Genomic DNA, 18,571 nt, shown 5'->3' with positions numbered 1-18,571 from the left:
CCAGCCTTTCAGCCCCAGGTCCGGGTCAGGGGGCCTTCAGCAGCGGCAGCGTGATGGCAACTTTCAGGCCACCACCGGCACGGTTGAGGAAGGTCAGGCGGCCGCCGAGGTGCTCCACCGCTTCATGGGCGATGGCCAGGCCCAGGCCGGTGCCGCTGGCGGTGGTGCCGGGGGCGCGGAAGAAGCGCTCACCCAGCCGCGGCATCACATCCTCGGGCACCCCTGGCCCATTGTCCTCCACGTACAGTTCGACGTCATTGTCGTCCAGCGCGTGCACGCCGACGGTGACGGTCGCATCGCGGCCGGCATAGCGCAGTGCGTTGTCGATCAGGTTGTCCAGTGCCTCCTGCAGCTGGGCACCGTTGCCCAGGATGCGCAGCGGCTGGGGACTGCCGCGGTACCCCAGATCAATGCCATCGCGGATGGCTTCGGGCACGCGCATCCCGACCCAGTGCGGCACCCGTTCGCTCAGGTCCAGCGCTTCCACGGTTTCCGGAACGGTCTGCGCCCGGCTCAGCGCCAGCAGCTGGGTGCTGACCCGCGCGGTACGCTGGTTGAGGCGGCGGATATGCTGCAGGGCCTCGCGTACCGTGTCCGGGTCACCATGGGCCAGCGCTTGGTCCACGTGCAGGGCCATGCCGGCCAGCGGCGAGCGCAGCTGGTGCGCGGCGTCGGCGATGAAGCGGTTCTGGAGCGTGATCATTTCCGCCTGGCGGGCAAACAGGTCGTCGATGGTGCTGATCAGCGGCTGGATCTCCTCGGGTACATCGGCGTCGGAGATCGGTGCCAGTTCGCCCCGGCGCTGCGCCAGGCGGGTCCTCAACGGGGTCAGGATGCGCAGGCCGTAGGTCACGCCGAACCAGACCAGCGCGGCGGTGCCCAGCGCCAGCATGGTCATCAGCGGGATGATGATCATCAGGATCTCGCGCGCACGCTGGCGGCGGTCGGCCATGCTTTCGGCCACCGTCACCGCCAGCTCGTCCTGCGGGTCGTTCATCGCCCGCGTGCAGACAGTGGCCATGCGTACCTGCTGGCCGTTGAGCGTGCCGTCGTACAGCGCCGGATGCACGCCGGTGCAGTCCTGCGAAGGCGCATACGGGCTGAAGTCCGCATTGCCGCTGAGCGTGCCCTTGCGGCTGCTGTCGACGTTGAAATAGCGGTGGCCGTCGGGGTCGTACTCGATCAGGAAGCGCGCCTGCGGTGACAGATCGCTGGTCACCGGCATGGTGCTCAGCATCTGCGCGAACGAGTGCGTGTCGTCGATCAGGTTGCGGTCGTGGATGCGGTTGGAATAGTCCAGCGCAACGTAATAGGCCAGGATCGTGTTGAAGATGAGCAGGCCCAGCATCGGCAACGCCAGGAAGGCGAGCAGGCGCCGGCGCAGGCTCGGGGGGCCGCTGATCACGGGGCGCTGTCGTCCTGTGCGTCTTCCAGCATGTAGCCCAGCCCACGCACGGTGCGGATGCCCATGCCGCCGGGCTGCAGCTTGCGGCGCAGGCGGTGCAGGGCGATGTCCAGGCCGTTGTCGGTCAGGTCCTGTCCCCAGTCGCACAGGGCTTCCACCAGCTGCGCGCGCGACACAATGCGCTCGGCGCGTACCGCCAGCGCCGACAGCAGCCCGAACTCGCGTGCGGTCAGTTCCAGTGACTGGTCGTCGATCCACACCCGGTGCCCGGCCAGGTCCAGGCGCAGGCGGCCGATGCGCAGGTCCGGGGTGCCGTTGCTGGTGACCCGGCGCAGCTGTGCGCGCACGCGTGCTTCGAATTCGTCCAGTGCAAACGGCTTGACCAGGTAGTCGTCGGCGCCGAGGTCGAGCACGCGCACGCGCTCGGCCAGGCCGTCGCGGGCGGTCACCACCAGCACTGCCACGCCATCGCCGCGCTGGCGCAGGCGTTGCAGCACGTCGCGGCCATCCAGTTGCGGCAGGCCCAGGTCCAGCACCAGCAGTGCGTACTGGGTCGAGCCCAGCGCGGCGTCGGCGTGCGCGCCATTGTCGACGTGGTCGACCACGTGCCCCTGCCGGCGCAGCGAGGCGCACAGGCCGGAGGCGATGTCCGGGTCGTCTTCAGCAATCAGTACGCGCATGCGCGGAGGCTCCTGTAACGGTCAGGCCCACCGGCTGGACGGGGCAGGCCTCTCGGCTGCCGAGGGTAGCCGCAAACCGGGGGAAGGTGGAGCGGGCCGGCACCTGCCGGCGCCGTCACGCTGTCCTGCCATTCAGTCCTGCAGGCCCGGTTCACCGAGCGCCAGCGGCACCCGCGAGCCATCCAGCAGCCCACGACTGAGCACACCGTTGTCGATGAACAGCAGCTCGCCGTTCTCGCCGTTCTTGATGCTGCTGTCGATGGCGATCACGCGGTCACCGTGGAAGCTGCTGACGTGTGGCATCGAGGTATGGCCGACCACGATCCGCTTGAGCTGCAGCCGGTCGAGCACGGCCTGCACCCCCGCGGTGTCGAGGCGGCCGTCGAAGTAACCGCGGTACCAGATCGGGCTGGTCTTGCCGTCGTACAGCGGTGCGGTGGCCGGGTCGGCCTTCACTTCGGCCTTGGGCAGCCCCAGCGAGGCCTGGTAGGCCGCGTTGGTGCGCGCCGGGTCCAGCGCCAGCTGCACCGCCTCGGGCGAGATGCCGCCGTGCAGGAACAGGGTGTCGCCGATCTTCAGCAGCACCGGGCGGGTGCGCAGCCACTGGCCGATCACCGAGTCCTTGCCGTACAGCTGCGGGTAGCTGCGGCCCAGCAGCTGGGCGCTGCGCAGGTACTTCGGGTTGACGTAGCGCAGGTCGTCGTACAGCACCATGGTCTCGTGGTTGCCGAGCACGAAGTGCACCGCACCGCCGGCGGCAACGGCCTGCTGCTGCAGGCCATACAGCAGCCAGAAGGCTTCGGTGACCTGCGGGCCGCGGTCGAACACATCGCCGGCGACGACCAGCGTGTCCTTGCCCAGTGCCCAGCGGTCCTGGGCGTCGATGACCTGGTGGGCGCGCAGCAGGCGCACCAGCAGCCCGTACTGGCCATGGATGTCGGACAGCGCGACGATGCGCGGCGCGGCCGGCAGTACGGAAATCGAAGGCGCATTCGGCGCGGCCACATGCACGGTGTGCTCGTAGCCGCAGCGTGGGGCGATGTCGGTGCCTGCGGTCTGCGTGGCCAGCGTGCGCGATTCGACCTTGTCGGCGCAGATCCATTGGGCCTGCAGCTGGTCGCCCTGGCGGAACACATACGGGCCATCGGCCCGCACGTGGTCGGCGGGCGCGGCGACCTCGCGCGCCTGCGTGGCTGTCGCGCAGGCCAGCAGCGGCAGCAGCAGGGCGGTCAGCAGGGAAGGGCGAAAGCGCGGCATCGGCGGCATCCAGCGGCGGAAAGACCCGATGCTAACCGGCGCCGCCGCATCGCGGTGTGCGCGAATGGGCGGGTCAGGCGCCGCGCCCGTCGCCCTTGAGTTTGCGCACACGCGTGGCGGCGGCCTGCAGGGCCTGACCGTCGCGCCCGCGCGGCTGCATGTACGGCAGCGGCCGCCGCGTCGCCGATTCGATCAGCTGCGAGTGGGCTTCGCCCGCCCCGAAGCGATGGCGCTCGCCCCATTGGCGCAGCGCCACCAGCAGCGGGAACAGTTCCTGGCCGGCGTGGGTGAGCACGTATTCCTGGTAGGCCGAGCCATCGGAGGCCGGTTGCAGTTGCAGGATGCCGGCCTCGACCAGTTTGCGCAGGCGATCACTGAGGATGTTGCGTGCCGCGCCGACGCTCCGCTGGAAATCGCCGAAGCGGGTGATGCCGTCGAACGCGTCGCGGATCACCAGCAATGCCCAGCGGTCACCAAGCAGGTCGGCACTGCGGGCGACGGGGCAGGGGCTGTCGGCGTGCATGGCGGTCTCCGTTCTATGTGGTTGCAGTTTAAAACCAATGGGGCTAGCCTGCATCTGGTTTCAATATGCAACCAGTCCATGAATGCCATGCCGATTCCACGCTCCCTGCTGGTCCTGCTCGCGGTGGCCGCCGGGGCCAGCGTCGCCAATGTCTATTACGCGCAGCCCTTGCTGGATCGGCTGGCACAGGCGTTCGCGCTGGAGCGGGCGGCAGCCGGTGCCGTGCTGGCGGCTACCCAGGCCGGCAGTGTGCTGGCACTGCTGGGCGTGTTGCCGCTGGCTGATCGAGGGGACCGGCGGCGCCTGTTGCGCGTGCAGCTGGCGGCACTGGTGGCCGCGCTGCTGTGGCTGGCGGCGGCACGCACGGCCAGTTGGCTGTTGTCGGGCATGCTGCTGGTCGGGTTGTTGGGGACCGCGCTGACCCAGGGCTTGATCGCCTGCACGGCGGCGATGGCAGCGCCCGCGCAGCGCGGGCGCGTGGTGGGCACGGTGCAGGGTGGCGTGTTCATCGGGCTGCTGCTTGCGCGGGTGCTGTCCGGCAGCGTGGCGGCCATTGCCGGCTGGCAAGCGGTCTATCTGCTGTCGGCAACGGTGATGGCGGCGCTGGCCGTGCTGCTGTGGCGGCGCCTGCCGGCCGTGCCGGTACCGGCGGTGCCGCCGCGTTGGGGCGAGCTGCTGGGCTCGATGCTGGGCATGCTGCGCCGGGACCCAACCTTGCGCGAGCGCGGTCCGCTGGCCCTGCTGCTGTTTGCCGGGCTCAATGTGTTCTGGGCGGCGGCGCCCTTGCCGCTGTCGGCACCGCCGCTGCACTGGTCGACGGCGGCCATCGGTGCGCTCGGTTTGGCCGGGGTGGCCGGTGCGTTGATGGCGGCGCGGGTCGGGCACTGGATGGACCGCGGCTTCGTGCATCGGGTCAGCGTTGGCGCGTTGCTGTTGATGCTGGTCGCCTGGTGGCCGCTGCTGGGGTTGCCGCAGTCGCTGCCGTGGCTGCTGCTGGGCGTGATCGTGCTCGACCTCGGCGGCCAGGCGTTGCATGTATCGAACCAGGCGCTGCTGCTGCGTGCACCGGGTGAGCAGCATGGACGCCTGGTGGCGCTGTACATGCTGTTCTACGCAGTGGGCAGCGGCGCCGGTGCGGCGGCCGGGCCCTGGATGCAGGCCCGGCATGGCTGGCCTGCGGTGTGCCTGCTGGGTGCCGGCATCGCGGCGCTCGCCCTGCTGTGGTGGGCAGCGTGGCGGGTGGGGGCGGTGAAAGCAGCGGCTGGCGCGCGAACCGGTAGAGTCGACTGTTAGTCGACTGCTCTTCGTTCCGACGGCGAAAAGCTCCGCGCTGCGCGCGATAGTCGACTGGCAGTCGACTCTACACCTGGGTTGCCGTCCGCGTCGGGCTACCGCTGCAATGCCCGCCGTCCCGGTTCTTCCTGCAGTGCCTCGCTGGCCACCACCACGCGGTTGCGGCCGCTGCGCTTGGCCTCGTACATCGCTGCATCGGCCCGTGCCATCAGCCGCTCGTAGTCCGGATGGCCGTCATGGCCAGCCACGCCGATACTGGCGGTCAGTGCCAGCACCTGGCCATTGGCCAGCGCAACGGGCGATTGTGCGATCTGCCGGCGCAGGCTCTCGGCGATCACGGTCGCCTGCGATTCGCTCGCCGCCACCAGCACCACCACGAACTCCTCGCCGCCATAGCGGAACAGGTAGTCGCTGCCGCGTGTCAGCTGGCCGAGCAGACCAGCCACGTGCTGCAATGCGCGGTCGCCGGCATCGTGGCCGTGGCCATCGTTGATCGCCTTGAAATGATCCAGGTCGAGCAGCAGCAGCGAGAACGGCGTGCGATTGCGCGTGGCCAGCTCGATCTCCCTGCGCAGGACCGTGGGCAGGAAGCGGCGGTTGAGCAGGTTGGTCAGTGCGTCGCTGCCGGCGTCCAGTTCGCCGATGCGCTCGAACAGCAGCGTCATCAGGGTGCGGATGGCCGCCAGGTCCTCGCGGATGGCAGGCAGCACCGCCAGGCGCTGCGCCGGCTCATCGCTGCGTGCGCGCTGGAGATGGCTGTCGATGCGGGACATCAACTGGCCGACCTGCTGGGTCTCGCTGCTCTCACCGAAACTGGGAATCCCCTTGTGGGTGAACCACAGGCCGAATTCCGAGGTGGCGAGGCGGGCGCTGTCACTGGCCTGCACATGGCCGGCCAGCGCGTAGAGCAGGGCGTTCTCCCAGTCCAGCAGCAATGCACGCTGGCGCTCGCGTTCGGCGCCGACGTTCTGCACCAGAGAGAACAGGCGGTATGCCGCATCGGCACGGGTCGAGCGCTCGCGTGCATGGGTGTAGGCCAGGGTCATGCCTTCCATGGCGATGTCCATGATCGCGCTGAGGCAGTCGATGGCGGCGAACGCGGTGGCACTGTCGGGCGCGTCGTCGCGCAGGCGCACGAACAGGTCGTGCTTGAGCACGCGCGCGCCGCGGGTGACCAGGTCGACCGGAATGCCGACCCGGGCATGCACATCGCCGATCACCCGTTGCGAGGCAACCGCGCTGGCAATGCCGTCGGCACCCGTGGTCAGCAGCTGCACCAGCCAGCGCTGCATGGCCGGCTGCAGGCGCTGCTTGACCTGGTCGTGGGACAGGAAGCGGCGCGCGCGCGGGTCCTGCAACAGGACGTCATAGAAGCGCTGGGCCAGCGCAGGTGGCGCATCGGCAGCGGCGGCGTGCAGCAGCGCGGTGGCGGTGGGGCCGGCCTGCAGCAGGCACTGCTGCCAGGCGTCGGCCAGCGGCTGGCTGGCGTCGTCCAGTTGGGGTGTTTCCACGTCGTTCTCTGACTGCGTACGGCAAACCACCGATATCGGCCGGGCTGGCGTGCGGTTGATGGCGGGTTGGCCCGCCAGTTTAAGCGTGATGCAGGCGCGTGCCGTGCGCGCAGCACATCGGCATCACCGCTGCAATGAGTGAACGCATTTGAGAATCACTCGCATTGGTGGGAGAATGCGCGCACGGATCGGGCCGCAGGCGACTGCAGCGACGCTCCGCCTCCCTCCTCGTCGTTGCCTCAAGCCCTTTGCCAGAGGCCCCGTTGCCCTGCCAGAAGGTCCAGATCATGTCCCCTGCCGTTGCCCTTTCGCCGCGCCCGCTGGCGCTTGCCGTTGCCGCCCTGCTGGCGGGCAGCGCCCTGACCGCCCAGGCTGAAACCGACGCTACCGATATCGATACCGTGCATGTCACCGCTTCGCAGATTGCCCGCCAGGCGTTGGGCACCTCGACCATTACCGCCGAGGACATCGCCCGGCGCCCGCCGGCCAACGACATCGCCGAACTGCTGCGGACCATGCCGGGCGTCAACCTCACCGGCAACAGCGCCTCGGGCCAGTACGGCAACAACCGCCAGATCGACCTGCGCGGCATGGGTCCGGAAAACACCCTGATCCTAGTCGATGGCAAGCGCATCGGCGCGCGCGATGCTGTGCGCATGGGCCGCAGTGGCGAACGCAATACGCGCGGCGATACCAACTGGGTGCCGGCGGAAATGATCGAGCGCATCGAAGTGCTGCGCGGCCCGGCGGCGGCACGCTATGGTTCCGGCGCGTCCGGCGGCGTGGTCAACATCATCACCAAGCGCCCGACCGGCGACCTGACCGGCGCGGTCGACCTGTATGGCCTGGTGCCCGAGCACAGCACCGAAGGCGGCAGCGAGCGCGTCGGCCTGCAGCTGAGCGGGCCGATGACCGACACCCTGTCGTTCCGCCTGTACGGCAACCTCAACAGGACCGACGCCGACTCACTGGACCTCAACCGCCAGTACGCGACCAACCCGAACGCGGTGCCGCCGGCTGGCCGCGAGGGCGTCAAGAACCGCGACGTCAACGCGTTGCTGCGCTGGGACGTGACCGCCGACCAGGTGGTGGAGTTCGAAGCCGGCACCAGCCGCCAGGGCAACATCTATGCCGGTGACCGCGCGGTCAGCACCACCGGTACCTCGACCGGCGTTGACCTGGCGGCGCTGGCCGAAGGCGAAGCGGAGACCAACCGCATGTACCGCACCACCGGCGCGATCACCCATCGTGGGCGCTGGGGCGACGTGACCTCGCGAGTGACGGCTGCGGTGGAGGCGGTCAACAACTCGCGCATCAACGAAGGCCTGGCCGGTGGCCCGGAGGGCAGCTTCAACGGCACCGACTGGTCGACCTCGCGCCTGCGCAACTACCAGCTGGATGGCGAAGTGAGTTTCCCGACCACGCTGGGCGGCGCCGAGAACGTCTGGACGCTCGGCTTCGAGTACCTGGACAGCCGCTTGACCGATCCCTATTCGATGAGCCAGTCCAGCAGCAGCGGCGGCGGCATCCCGGGGCTGTCGGCCGATCGTGCGCGTGGCAAGGCCGACGCGCAGACCACTGCGGTATTCGTGGAAGACAACATCTACCTGGGCGAGCGCTGGATCGTCACCCCGGGCCTGCGCTTCGACCACCACAGCCAGTTCGGCAACAACACCAGCCCCAGCCTCAATGCGCAGTTCCGCATCAGCGGCGACTGGGTGGTGAAGGGCGGTATCGCCCGGGCATTCAAGGCGCCGAACCTGTACCAGTCCAATCCGGACTATCTGTACTACACCCGTGGCAATGGCTGCCCGAATGCACTGCCGAGCCTGGGCGCCGGCTGCTACATGCGCGGCAATGCGGACCTGAAGGCGGAAACCAGCCTGAACAAGGAACTGGGCGTCGAGTGGGCACCGCAGAGCGGCTGGCAGGCGTCGTTGACCTACTTCCACAACGACTACAAGGACAAGATCCAGGCCGGTTACACCCAGATCGGGCTGACCGCCGACACCAAGGGCCGCATCTTCCGCTGGGAGAATGCGCCGAAGGCGATCGTGCAGGGCCTGGAAGGCAACCTGGTGATCCCGTTGCTGGGCGAGCAGGGCAGCCGCCTGAAGTGGAGCAACAACTTCACCTACATGGTGGAGAACGAGAACAAGACCACGCGCCAGCCGCTGTCGGTGATTCCGAAGTACACGATCAACACCATGCTGGACTGGCAGGCCACCGACAGGCTGTCGCTGCTGCTGACCGGCACGTTCTACGGCAAGCAGGAACCGGCCACCGCCAACATCAACAATGATCCGCGCTGCACCGGCAGCTGCGATCCCTCGATCGCGCTGCAGGACCGGGGTGCCTACAACATCTGGGGCGTGAGCGCCCGCTACAGGGTGACCGAGACCGTCAGCTTCGGCTTCGGCGTCAACAACCTGGCCGACAAGCGCCTGTTCCGCGAGGCCAACAGCAGCGATGCTGGCGCGGCGACCTACAACGAGCCCGGCCGCGCGTACTGGGCCAGCCTGCGCTTCGGGTTCTGAGCATACGCAAGTGCAGATCCGCCGTGGCCGCCGGGTCCTGCCCGGCGGCACCGGTGCTGCACGCCTGCAATGTTATAAACACCGTAATAGTCTCCCCCGCCAGCACGGCGTAGCCTGCACCGCACCGCAAAGGAGCTGTTGCCATGGGCCACGACCACGATCACCTGCCGTCCCAGATCCGCCACGAGAAGCCCTTGTGGTGGGCGCTCGGCCTGACCTCCACCTTCCTCGTCGTCGAGGTGGTGGGCGCGTTCTGGACCAACAGCCTGGCGCTGCTGTCCGACGCGGCACACATGGCCACCGACGCCCTGGCGCTGATGATCGCGCTGGTTGCGGTGCGGCTGAGCCGGCGCCCACCCGATGCGCGCCGCACCTACGGCTATGCACGGCTGGAGGCGCTGGGCGCGATGATCAACGGTGCCATGCTGTTCGTGGTCGCCGCCTACATCCTGTGGGAGGCGGTCGGCCGTTTCCGCCAGCCGCAGGAGATCGCGTCCTCCGGCATGCTGGTGATCGCGGCCGTCGGTCTGGTCATCAACCTGATCTCGATGCGCCTGCTGCAGGCCGGCAGTGGCGAGAGCCTCAACGTGAAGGGCGCCTACCTGGAAGTGTGGGCGGACATGCTCGGTTCGGTGGCGGTGATTGCCGGCGCATTGTTGATCAAGTGGACGGGCTGGAAGCCGATCGATCCGATCCTGGCGGTACTGATCGGGCTATGGGTACTGCCGCGCACCTACGTGCTGATGCGCGAGGCGATCAACGTGCTGCTGGAAGGCGTGCCCAAGGGCATGGACGTGGCCAAGGTGCGCGACAGCCTGTCCGGTCATGCCGCGGTGATGGACGTGCATGACCTGCATGTGTGGGCGCTGGCCTCGAGCACGCCGGCGCTGACCGCGCACATCGTGATGCGCGACGGCACCGATGCCGATGTGCTGCGCCGCGAGCTGGGCGGGCGCCTGCACGATGACTTCGGCATCGAACACGTGACGCTGCAGATCGAAGCGGACCACTGTGGTGAAGCCTGCGCTGGACCGGCGTCGGCCAAGGGCGGCGCGCAGCAGGGCCATGAAGGCCACGACCACGGCGAGGATGCGCAGGGCCATCGCGGCCACGTGCATCGTTGAATGAAAATGAAGGCCGCACCGGGGAATGCCCGGTGCGGTCATGCGTCGCGTCGCGAGGCCAGCCGATCCGCCAGCCGGGTCGGCTCCGGCAGCCGGTAGCCGCGCAGCGTGCGCTGCACCCAGTCCAGCGCGGTATCCGCACTGACCCGATGGCCGCCGGCCACGAACAGCGGCTTGCAGTGCACCTTGCTGCGCAGCACCCAGCCCAGTTGTTCGTCGCCATCCTGCAGCGGCGCATGTGCACCGGCCTCGGCGCCCGGTTCGACGAATCGCCCCACCAGCTTCGACTTCGCTACCCCGATGCTCGGCAGGTCGGTGACCACGCCCAGATGCGCAGCCACGCCCAGCCTGCGCGGATGGCTGATGCCGTGGCCATCGACGAACACCAGGTCCGGCACGCGTGGCAGCAGCGCCAGTGCGGCCAGCAGTGCCGGCAGCTCGCGGAAGCTGAGCAGGCCGGGGATGTAGGGCATCACCGTGGGGATGCGCGCGATCTCCTGTGCCACGGGCTTCAGCGTCTCCGCGTCCAGCAGTACCGCCGCGGCGCGGGTGATGGCGCCGTTGTCCTCGAAGCCGACATCCATCCCGGCCAGCCAGCGCACGTTGCGTGGCAGGCGGTCCTGGCGCTCCACGCGGCCTGCCAGTTGCAGCTGCTGCGCACGGGCGGCAGCGACGCTGCCTTCCCAGCGTCCAGGGTCGATCACCGTATTCATGGGTCACAGCATCGCACGGGCGGCGCCACGGCCCGGTGAGCGGCGGCCGGGCTACAATGGCGGCCTGCCTTTCCTCGCGTTGGAGACCCTGCAGTGACCCGTAGACTCGTACTGTTGCGCCATGGCCAGAGCCAGTGGAACCTGGACAACCGCTTCACCGGCTGGGTCGATGTCGACCTGACCGAGCAGGGGCGTCGCGAAGCGGCCGCCGCCGGCCGCCTGATGCGCGAGGAAGGCCTGCAGTTCGACGTTGCCCACACCTCCGTGCTCAAGCGCGCCATCCATACCCTGCAGGGTGCGCTGGCCGAGCTGGAGCAGGACTGGCTGCCGGTGAACAAGTCCTGGCGCCTCAACGAGCGGCACTACGGCGGCCTGCAGGGGCTGGACAAGGCCGAGACCGCGGCCAAGCACGGCGAAGAGCAGGTCAAGGTCTGGCGTCGTTCGTACGACATCCCGCCGCCGCCGATGGACCTGGAAGATCCGGGCCACCCGATCCATGACCGCCGCTACGCCGGCCTGGACCGCAACGCGCTGCCGGGCACCGAGTCGCTGGCCACCACCCTGGACCGCGTGCTGCCGTACTGGCACGACGCCATCGCACCGCAGCTGAAGGACGGCAAGACCGTACTGGTCACCGCGCACGGCAACTCGCTGCGCGCGCTGTACAAGTACCTCAACAATGTCTCGCGCGAGGAGATCCTCGAGCTGAACATCCCGACCGGCATCCCGCTGCTGTTCGAACTGAACGACGACCTGACCGTGCAGTCGTTCCGCTACCTGGGCGACCCGGAAGCAGCACGCAAGGCTGCCGAAGCCGTGGCCAACCAGGGCAAGGCGAAGTAAGAAGCAGAAGGCCGGCGCAAGCCGGCCTTTCTTTTTGTAGAGCCGAGCCCACGCTCGGCCGCTTTGGGCTTTTGCCGCAGGAAGCATGAACCCGGAACGGAGAGCAGTCGAGCATGGCTCGACTCTACAGAAGCCGCGTGCTGTGACCTTTGGCCGGTCCCCAGCGCCGCTCCCCCGGCTACCCTGTGAAATTACCCGCAGGAGAGCCTCATGAACGTCCGCAACCTGGTCCCGCTGGGCCTGACCATCGCCATCGCTGCCTCACTGGCGGCGTGTGGCAAGAACGAAACCGCCCCGGCGGCCAGTGCCGACGCCAAGCCGGCCTTCGACCTGTCGCAGATCAAGACGCCGCTGATCTCGCTCAACAGCGCCGACCTCAATCCGGCCATTTCGGCCTGTACCGACCTCAATGGCTTCGTCAACAGCAAGTGGCTGAAGGCCAACCCGGTGCCGGGCGACCAGACCACCTGGGGCAGCTTCGAGATCCTGCGCGAGCGCTCGCTGGAAGTGCAGCACGCGCTGGTGCAGCAGGCCGCCGCCAGCCAGGCCAAGGCCGGCTCGGTGGAAGCCAAGATCGGTGACATCTGGAAGACCGGCAACGACGAAGCGAAGATCGAAGCTGCCGGCCTGGCGCCGCTGCAGCCGCAGCTGGACAAGATCGCCGCGCTGAACGACACCGCCGCCATCACCCGGTACCTGCGCGACAGCCAGGCCGAGGGCAAGGGCGTGCTGTTCTCGCTGTTCGCCAATGCCGACTACAAGGATTCGGCCAACGTCATCGCCTACGTCGGCCAGGGTGGCCTGGGCCTGCCGGAGAAGGGCTACTACTTCGACGATGCGCAGGCCAAGATCCGCGATGCCTACGTGACCTACATCGCACAGGTGCTGACCCTGTCCGGCGTGGACGCGGCGCAGGCCGCCGAGCAGGCCAAGGCCGTGATGGCCTTCGAAACCCGCCTGGCGAAGGCCTCGATGTCGCGCATCGAAATGCGTGATCCGGCCAAGCGCTACAACCCGCTCAGCGCCGCCGACGCCGACAGGCTGACCCCGAACTTCAGCTGGACCGCGCTGTTCGACACCCTGAAGGTGCCGGCCGCGCAGAAGTTCTCGCTGGCCCAGCCCGGCTTCTTCAGTGAAATGGACAAGATGCTCGCCGACGTGCCGGCCAGCACCTGGCAGGCCTATCTGCGCTTCCACACCATCGACGACGCCTCGCCGTACCTGAGCAGCCAGTTCGAGAAGGCCAACTTCGATTTCTACGGCACCACCCTGCGCGGCCAGAAGGAAATGCAGCCGCGCTGGAAGCGCGTGCTGGAGTCGGTCAACGGTGGCATGGGTGAAGCGCTGGGCCAGCTGTACGTGGACGCCGTGTTCCCGGCCGAGTCGAAGGTCGCCATGCAGCACCTGGTGGAGAACCTGTCGCAGGCGCTGAAGGCGCGCCTGGAGCAGCTGCCGTGGATGGGCGAAGAAACCAAGAAGAAGGCGCTGGAAAAGTGGGCCAGCTTCACCCCGAAGATCGGTTACCCGGACAAGTGGCGTGACTGGGCGGGCCTGCAGACCAACGGCGACAGCTACCTGGGCAACATGCAGGCGGCGCGTGCGTTCAACTACCGCTACATGCTGGACAAGATCGGCAAGCCGGTGGACAAGACCGAGTGGGGCATGACCCCGCAGACCGTCAACGCGTACTACAACGCCACCAAGAACGAGATCGTGTTCCCGGCGGCGATCCTGCAGGCGCCGTTCTTCGACGCCAAGGCCGATCCGGCGCTGAACTACGGCGGCATCGGTGCGGTCATCGGCCACGAGATGATGCATGGCTACGACGACTCGGGCAGCCAGTTCGCCGCCAACGGCAACTTCGACAACTGGTGGACCGACGCCGACCGCAAGGCCTTCACCGAGCGTACCGACCAGCTGGTCGCGCAGTTCGACGGCTATGAAGCGGTGCCGGGGGTGAACGTGAAGGGCAAGCTGACCCTGGGCGAGAACATCGGCGACCTGGGCGGGCTGACCGTGGCCTATGACGCGCTGCAGATGGCGCTGAAGGAAGACCCCAAGGCGAATGTCGAGGTCGATGGCCACAGCCAGGACCAGCGCTTCTTCATGAACTGGGCCACGGTGTGGCGCCGCAATTTCACCGATGGTGAGCTGCGCGTCCGCCTCAACACCGATCCGCATGCGCCGGCCAACTTCCGTGCCAACGGTGCACCGTCGAACATGCCTTCGTTCGCGGCCGCCTTCCAGTGCAAGGCCGGCGATGCAATGGTGCGTGCCGACGACAAGCGCGTGGTGATCTGGTAATCGATCACCCGTGAACGCGTGATGCGAAAGGCCCGGCGAATGCCGGGCCTTTTGTCTTCCAGGCCGGCAGCACAGCGCCGACTGGTAGAGTCGACTGTTAGTCGACTATCGCGCGCAGCGCGGGATTTTCGCGATCTGGACGAAGAGCAGTCGACTAACAGTCGACTCTACCGGCGGGTTGTTTCACCGTCGGGAAGATCTCAGGCCAGCGCCGGCGCGCGCGCCAGCATGCGATGGAAGCGCTGCAGCACGTAGGGGTCCACCAGCCCGCCGGACTGCGCTTCGATGATCCGCAACGCGGTTTCGTGCTCCATCGCGTCGCGATAGGGGCGTACGCTGGTCAGCGCATCGTAGGCATCGACGATGGTGACGATGCGCGCGCCCAGCGGGATGGACTCGCCGCGCAATCCGTCGGGGTAGCCGCTGCCATCGAAGGCTTCGTGATGGGCGCGGATCAGCCGTGCCACCGGTGCGGCATCGCTGCGGCCGGTGGCCAGGAAGATATGCTCGCCGCGCACCGGATGCTCGCGCATGATCGCGCGTTCTTCTTCGGTATGCTGGCGCGGCGCCAGCAGAACATCGTCGGGTATGCCGATCTTGCCGATGTCGTGGAAGCGTGCGGCCAGGCCGATCTGCGCACAGGCCGGGGGGGCGAGATCGCAGTGCGTGGCCAGGCAGCGGGCCAGCAGGCCCACGCGGTCGCAGTGGTGACGGGTGTAGGCGTCGCGCATCTGCAGCGACATCGAGAGGGCATCGATCAGGCAGGCCTGCGCGTGCAGCAGGTCGGGGGCGGGTACGGCGTCAGGAAACATGGTCATCCGCCCGCACCGGCTGCGCGCCGATGCGGGTGTGCGGGGGGGCGATCAACCCGGGGCGAGGGTGGTCAGAAGGGCGCGGGCCGCGTTGAAGCGGTCTTCCGGCAACGGCAGCGGATGCTTGATGCGCAGCTTGTCAGGCCCTTCCATGGCGTAGAGGTTCGGTTGCTTCTGGATCAGCTGGATCACCGCCATCGGGTCGATGTTGGGCTTGGACTCGAACACGATGCGGCCACCGTTCTCGCCCAGGTCCAGCTTGCGGATGCCCAGCGTGTTGGCCTTCAACTTCAGCTCGGCGATGGCGAACAGGTGCTTGGCCGCATCCGGCAGCAGGCCGAAGCGGTCGATCATCTCCACCTGCAGCTCACGCAGCGCGTCGCTGTCGCGCGCGCTGGAAATACGCTTGTACAGCGTCAGGCGGGTGTGCACGTCGGGCAGGTAGTCTTCCGGGATCAGCGCCGGCACATGCAGCTCGACCTCGGCGCCGCGTACTTCCTCGCCGGCATCCAGGTCGGGCAGCTTGCCCAGCCTGATGCTGCGCACCGCGCGCTCCAGCAGCTCGGTGTACAGGCTGAAGCCGACTTCGGCCATCTGCCCGCTCTGGTCCTCGCCGAGCAGTTCACCGGCGCCACGGATCTCCAGATCGTGCGTGGCCAGGGTGAAACCGGCACCCAGTTCGTCCATCGAGGCGATCGCTTCCAGGCGCTTTTCGGCATCGGGCGTGATCGCGCGGCGGTCAGGGGTGATCAGGTAGGCGTAGGCGCGGTGGTGTGAACGCCCGACGCGGCCGCGCAGCTGGTGCAGCTGGGCCAGGCCGAAGCGGTCGGCGCGGTTGATGATGATGGTGTTGGCGTTGGGGATGTCGATGCCGGACTCGATGATCGTGGTCGACAGCAGCACGTTGAAGCGCTGCTTCTGGAAATCCAGCATCACCTTTTCCAGCTCGCGCTCGGGCATCTGCCCGTGCGCGATACCGATACGGGCTTCGGGCACCAGCTCGGACAGCTCGCGCTGCATGCGGCCGATGCTCTCCACGTCGTTGTGCAGGAAGTACAGCTGGCCACCACGCGCCAGCTCGCGCTGGAACGCCTCGCGCAGCAGCGCGTTGTCCCACTGGGTGATGAAGGTCTGCACCGCCAGCCGGTTCGGCGGCGGCGTGGCGATGATCGACAGGTCGCGCAGGCCGGCCATGGCCATGTTCAACGTGCGCGGGATCGGCGTGGCGGTCAGGGTCAGCAGGTGCACGTTGGCGCGCAGCGCCTTCAGCGCTTCCTTCTGGCGCACGCCGAAACGCTGCTCTTCGTCGACGATGACCATGCCCAGGTCCTTGAACTTCACGTCCGGCTGCAGCAGGCGGTGGGTGCCGACGATCACGTCGATGGTGCCGGCGGCGACCTTCTCCAGTTCGGCCTTGATTTCCTTGCTGGTCTTGAAGCGCGACAGCACCTCCACCTTCAGCGGGTAATCGGCGAAACGGTCGCGGAAATTGCGGTAGTGCTGCTCGGCCAGCAGCGTGGTTGGCACCAGCACCGCCACCTGCTTGCCGGCGCTGGCCGCAGCGAAGGCAGCCCGCACCGCAACCTCGGTCTTGCCGAAGCCCACGTCGCCGCAGACCACGCGGTCCATCGGCTGGCTGCTGGCCAGGTCACGCAGCGTGGCATCGATCGCCGCCAGCTGGTCCGGGGTTTCCTCGAACGGGAAACCGGCCGCGAACGGCTCGTACATCGCGCGGTCCACCTGCAATGCCAGGCCGGCACGCGCCTGGCGGCGGGCCTGGATTTCCAGCAGTTCGGCGGCAACGTCGCGCACCTTCTCGGCGGCCTTGCGCTTGGCCTTGCTCCACTGCTCGCCACCGAGCGAGTGCAGCGGCGCGGTTTCCGGCGACGCACCGGAGTAGCGGCTGATCAGGTGCAGCTGCGCGACCGGCACATACAGCCGGTCGCCCTTGGCGTACTCGATTTCCAGGAACTCGCCGGGCATGCCGCCGACATCCATTGCGATCAGGCCACGGTAGCGGCCGACGCCATGGTCCTCGTGCACGATCGGCGCGCCTTCGGTCAGTTCGCCGAGGTCGCGGATGATCGCTTCCGGCTCGCGCCCGGCACGGCGCGTGCGGCGGGCGCTGCCGGCGCGCTCGGGGAACAGCTGGCGCTCGGTCAGTACCGCGATGCGCGGGTCGTCCAGCGCGAAGCCATCTTCCAGCGGCGCCACCGCGATCGCGAAGCGCGCATCGTCGGCGAGGAAGCCGGGCAGGTCGGCCACCACCGGCGGCTTCAGTTCAGCGGCCTGCAACACTTCCAGCAGGGCCTCGCGGCGGCCGGGCGAATCGGCCGCGATCAGCACCCGGCCCGGGTAATGGCCGAGGAAGGATTTCAGCGCCTCGCCGGCCGGCGCATCGCGCGCCGCCACCGGCAGCGGTGGCAGCGACTGGTCGCCCAGCGCGTGCGCGTCGGCGATGCGTGCGTGGTCCGCCGACCACACCTCGATGCGCGGGGCATCATTGAGGCGCTCGCGCAGCAGCTCCGGTGACAGGTACAGCGCCGACGGCGGCAGCAGCGGGCGCTCCACATCATGGCGGCGCTGCTCATAGCGGTCAGCGGTCTGCGCCCAGAACGCGACGGACGCTTCATACGCACCGGTGCAGACCACCGGCAGGCTGCCGTCGGGCAGATAGTCGAACAGCGTCGCGGTGCGCTCGAAGAACAGCGGCAGGTAGTACTCGACGCCGGCCGGGGCCAGCCCGGACTTCAGATCCTGGTACAGCGAACTGCGCCGGGTGTCCACGTCGAAGCGCTCGCGCAGCGTGGCCAGCACGCGGGCGATGCTGGCCTCGTCCATCGGCACTTCGCGGCCGGGCAGCATGTGCACGGCGTCGACCTTGTCCAGCGAGCGCTGGCTTTCCGGGTCGAAGGCGCGGATCGAGTCGATGTCCTCGTCCAGCAGCTCGATCCGCAGCGGCTCGTCGGCCCCCATCGGGAACACGTCGAGCAGGCCACCGCGCACGGCGAAGTCACCCGGGTCCATCACCTGCGGCACGTTGCGGTAGCCGGCGCTTTCCAGGCGCCGCCTCTCGGCGTCCAGGTCCAGGCGCTGGCCGACCTTCAGGTCGAAGCTGCCACCGATCACGTAGCTGCGCGGGGCCAGCTGCTGCAGCAGGGTCTGCACCGGCACGATCACCAGGCCGCGCTTCAGCGCGGGCAGGCGGTGCAGGGCGGCCAGGCGCTGCGAGATGATGTCCGGGTGCGGGCTGAAGCGGTCGTAGGGCAGGGTTTCCCAGTCCGGGAAGGCGACCACCGGCACGGCCGGGTCGCCGCCGAGCAGGGTCTGCAGATCGGCTTCGAGCTGGTTGGCCCCGTGGTTGTCACGGGCGATCACCAGCAGCGGGGCATCGTGCGCGCGCGCGGCCTGGGCCAGGTACCAGGCCAGGGCGGTCGGCGATGCGGGGGCGCGCCACCAGGCGCGGAGCTGGCCGGCGCGCGGCAGCGGCGGGGCGGGGTATGAGGTACGCGACATGGACCGCCGATTTTAGCAGAAGCCCGGTCAACGCCCGTCCGGTCGTGCCGGCC

13 protein-coding genes are annotated in these 18,571 nt (G+C 68.4%); 5 read left to right on the top strand and 8 right to left on the bottom strand.

Features of this window, described 5'->3' with window-relative positions; genetic code table 11:
- Positions 1 to 25 precede the first annotated feature (25 nt).
- From LRM18_RS15350 to LRM18_RS15335, 4 genes are all read right to left on the bottom strand, one after another.
- Positions 26 to 1,405 (bottom strand): sensor histidine kinase, encoded by a 1,380-nt coding sequence (locus LRM18_RS15350; protein ID WP_049464872.1) that lies wholly within the window; start codon positions 1,403 to 1,405, stop codon positions 26 to 28.
- The gene (locus tag LRM18_RS15345; protein WP_270954949.1) at positions 1,402 to 2,085 is read right to left on the bottom strand and encodes a response regulator; all 684 of its coding nucleotides are present in this window, start codon (positions 2,083 to 2,085) and stop codon (positions 1,402 to 1,404) included. The genes LRM18_RS15350 and LRM18_RS15345 overlap by 4 nt, the downstream gene beginning before the upstream one ends.
- A 132-nt stretch (positions 2,086 to 2,217) precedes the next feature.
- Positions 2,218 to 3,342 carry a metallophosphoesterase gene (locus LRM18_RS15340; RefSeq protein WP_270954948.1) on the bottom strand — a complete coding sequence of 375 codons (1,125 nt, stop codon included), beginning with the start codon at positions 3,340 to 3,342 and terminating at the stop codon, positions 2,218 to 2,220.
- A gap of 73 nt (positions 3,343 to 3,415) precedes the next feature.
- Positions 3,416 to 3,865, bottom strand: coding sequence for a helix-turn-helix domain-containing protein (locus tag LRM18_RS15335; RefSeq protein ID WP_164688206.1), 450 nt, complete (start codon positions 3,863 to 3,865; stop codon positions 3,416 to 3,418).
- Between the two features lie 78 nt (positions 3,866 to 3,943).
- On the opposite strand from LRM18_RS15335, the gene LRM18_RS15330 reads away from it, so the two are divergent.
- Positions 3,944 to 5,158 carry an MFS transporter gene (locus tag LRM18_RS15330; protein ID WP_270954947.1) on the top strand — a complete coding sequence of 405 codons (1,215 nt, stop codon included), beginning with the start codon at positions 3,944 to 3,946 and terminating at the stop codon, positions 5,156 to 5,158.
- Positions 5,159 to 5,253: 95 nt separating this feature from the next.
- On the opposite strand, the gene LRM18_RS15325 is transcribed toward LRM18_RS15330, so the two are convergent.
- On the bottom strand, positions 5,254 to 6,669 hold the full coding sequence (locus tag LRM18_RS15325; protein WP_270954946.1) for a GGDEF domain-containing protein: 1,416 nt from the start codon (positions 6,667 to 6,669) through the stop codon (positions 5,254 to 5,256).
- Between the two features lie 287 nt (positions 6,670 to 6,956).
- On the opposite strand from LRM18_RS15325, the gene LRM18_RS15320 reads away from it, so the two are divergent.
- Together LRM18_RS15320 and LRM18_RS15315 are read left to right on the top strand one after the other, a co-directional pair.
- A complete protein-coding gene (locus tag LRM18_RS15320; RefSeq protein WP_064239633.1) occupies positions 6,957 to 9,206 on the top strand; it encodes a TonB-dependent siderophore receptor in 2,250 nt (749 codons plus the stop codon).
- 143 nt (positions 9,207 to 9,349) lie between these two features.
- Positions 9,350 to 10,330, top strand: a complete 981-nt coding sequence (locus LRM18_RS15315; RefSeq protein WP_049464861.1) for a cation diffusion facilitator family transporter — start codon at positions 9,350 to 9,352, stop codon at positions 10,328 to 10,330.
- Positions 10,331 to 10,368: 38 nt separating this feature from the next.
- Here the strand turns inward: LRM18_RS15315 and nfi are convergent, their stop codons facing one another.
- Entirely contained in the window at positions 10,369 to 11,043 is a 675-nt protein-coding gene (nfi, locus tag LRM18_RS15310) for a deoxyribonuclease V (RefSeq protein WP_270954945.1), read from the bottom strand.
- A gap of 93 nt (positions 11,044 to 11,136) precedes the next feature.
- On the opposite strand from nfi, the gene gpmA reads away from it, so the two are divergent.
- Both gpmA and LRM18_RS15300 read left to right on the top strand, forming a co-directional pair.
- Entirely contained in the window at positions 11,137 to 11,886 is a 750-nt protein-coding gene (gpmA, locus tag LRM18_RS15305; protein WP_005415787.1) for a 2,3-diphosphoglycerate-dependent phosphoglycerate mutase, read from the top strand.
- A gap of 210 nt (positions 11,887 to 12,096) precedes the next feature.
- Positions 12,097 to 14,190 carry a M13 family metallopeptidase gene (locus LRM18_RS15300; RefSeq protein ID WP_270954944.1) on the top strand — a complete coding sequence of 698 codons (2,094 nt, stop codon included), beginning with the start codon at positions 12,097 to 12,099 and terminating at the stop codon, positions 14,188 to 14,190.
- Between the two features lie 200 nt (positions 14,191 to 14,390).
- On the opposite strand, the gene LRM18_RS15295 is transcribed toward LRM18_RS15300, so the two are convergent.
- Together LRM18_RS15295 and mfd are read right to left on the bottom strand one after the other, a co-directional pair.
- Positions 14,391 to 15,008: an HD domain-containing phosphohydrolase gene (locus LRM18_RS15295; RefSeq protein WP_053505391.1), complete on the bottom strand. Its 618-nt coding sequence runs from the start codon at positions 15,006 to 15,008 to the stop codon at positions 14,391 to 14,393.
- A 45-nt stretch (positions 15,009 to 15,053) separates the two neighbouring features.
- Entirely contained in the window at positions 15,054 to 18,518 is a 3,465-nt protein-coding gene (gene mfd / locus LRM18_RS15290) for a transcription-repair coupling factor (RefSeq protein ID WP_270954943.1), read from the bottom strand.
- Positions 18,519 to 18,571 lie beyond the last annotated feature (53 nt).

The organism is Stenotrophomonas sp. PI_27 (assembly GCF_027854495.1).
GTDB classification, from domain to species: domain Bacteria; phylum Pseudomonadota; class Gammaproteobacteria; order Xanthomonadales; family Xanthomonadaceae; genus Stenotrophomonas; species Stenotrophomonas pavanii.
This window is presented reverse-complemented; position numbering and strand designations above follow the sequence as displayed.

Excerpts from the sequence above, each read along its gene's own strand:
- LRM18_RS15345 (WP_270954949.1), bottom strand. The coding sequence starts at position 2,085 with ATGCGCGTACTGATTGCTGAAGACGACCCGGACATCGCCTCCGGCCTG.
- LRM18_RS15340 (WP_270954948.1), bottom strand. The coding sequence starts at position 3,342 with ATGCCGCGCTTTCGCCCTTCCCTGCTGACCGCCCTGCTGCTGCCGCTG.
- LRM18_RS15335 (WP_164688206.1), bottom strand. The coding sequence starts at position 3,865 with ATGCACGCCGACAGCCCCTGCCCCGTCGCCCGCAGTGCCGACCTGCTT.
- LRM18_RS15330 (WP_270954947.1), top strand. The coding sequence starts at position 3,944 with ATGAATGCCATGCCGATTCCACGCTCCCTGCTGGTCCTGCTCGCGGTG.
- LRM18_RS15320 (WP_064239633.1), top strand. The coding sequence starts at position 6,957 with ATGTCCCCTGCCGTTGCCCTTTCGCCGCGCCCGCTGGCGCTTGCCGTT.
- LRM18_RS15315 (WP_049464861.1), top strand. The coding sequence starts at position 9,350 with ATGGGCCACGACCACGATCACCTGCCGTCCCAGATCCGCCACGAGAAG.
- nfi (WP_270954945.1), bottom strand. The coding sequence starts at position 11,043 with ATGAATACGGTGATCGACCCTGGACGCTGGGAAGGCAGCGTCGCTGCC.
- LRM18_RS15300 (WP_270954944.1), top strand. The coding sequence starts at position 12,097 with ATGAACGTCCGCAACCTGGTCCCGCTGGGCCTGACCATCGCCATCGCT.
- LRM18_RS15295 (WP_053505391.1), bottom strand. The coding sequence starts at position 15,008 with ATGACCATGTTTCCTGACGCCGTACCCGCCCCCGACCTGCTGCACGCG.
- mfd (WP_270954943.1), bottom strand. The coding sequence starts at position 18,518 with ATGTCGCGTACCTCATACCCCGCCCCGCCGCTGCCGCGCGCCGGCCAG.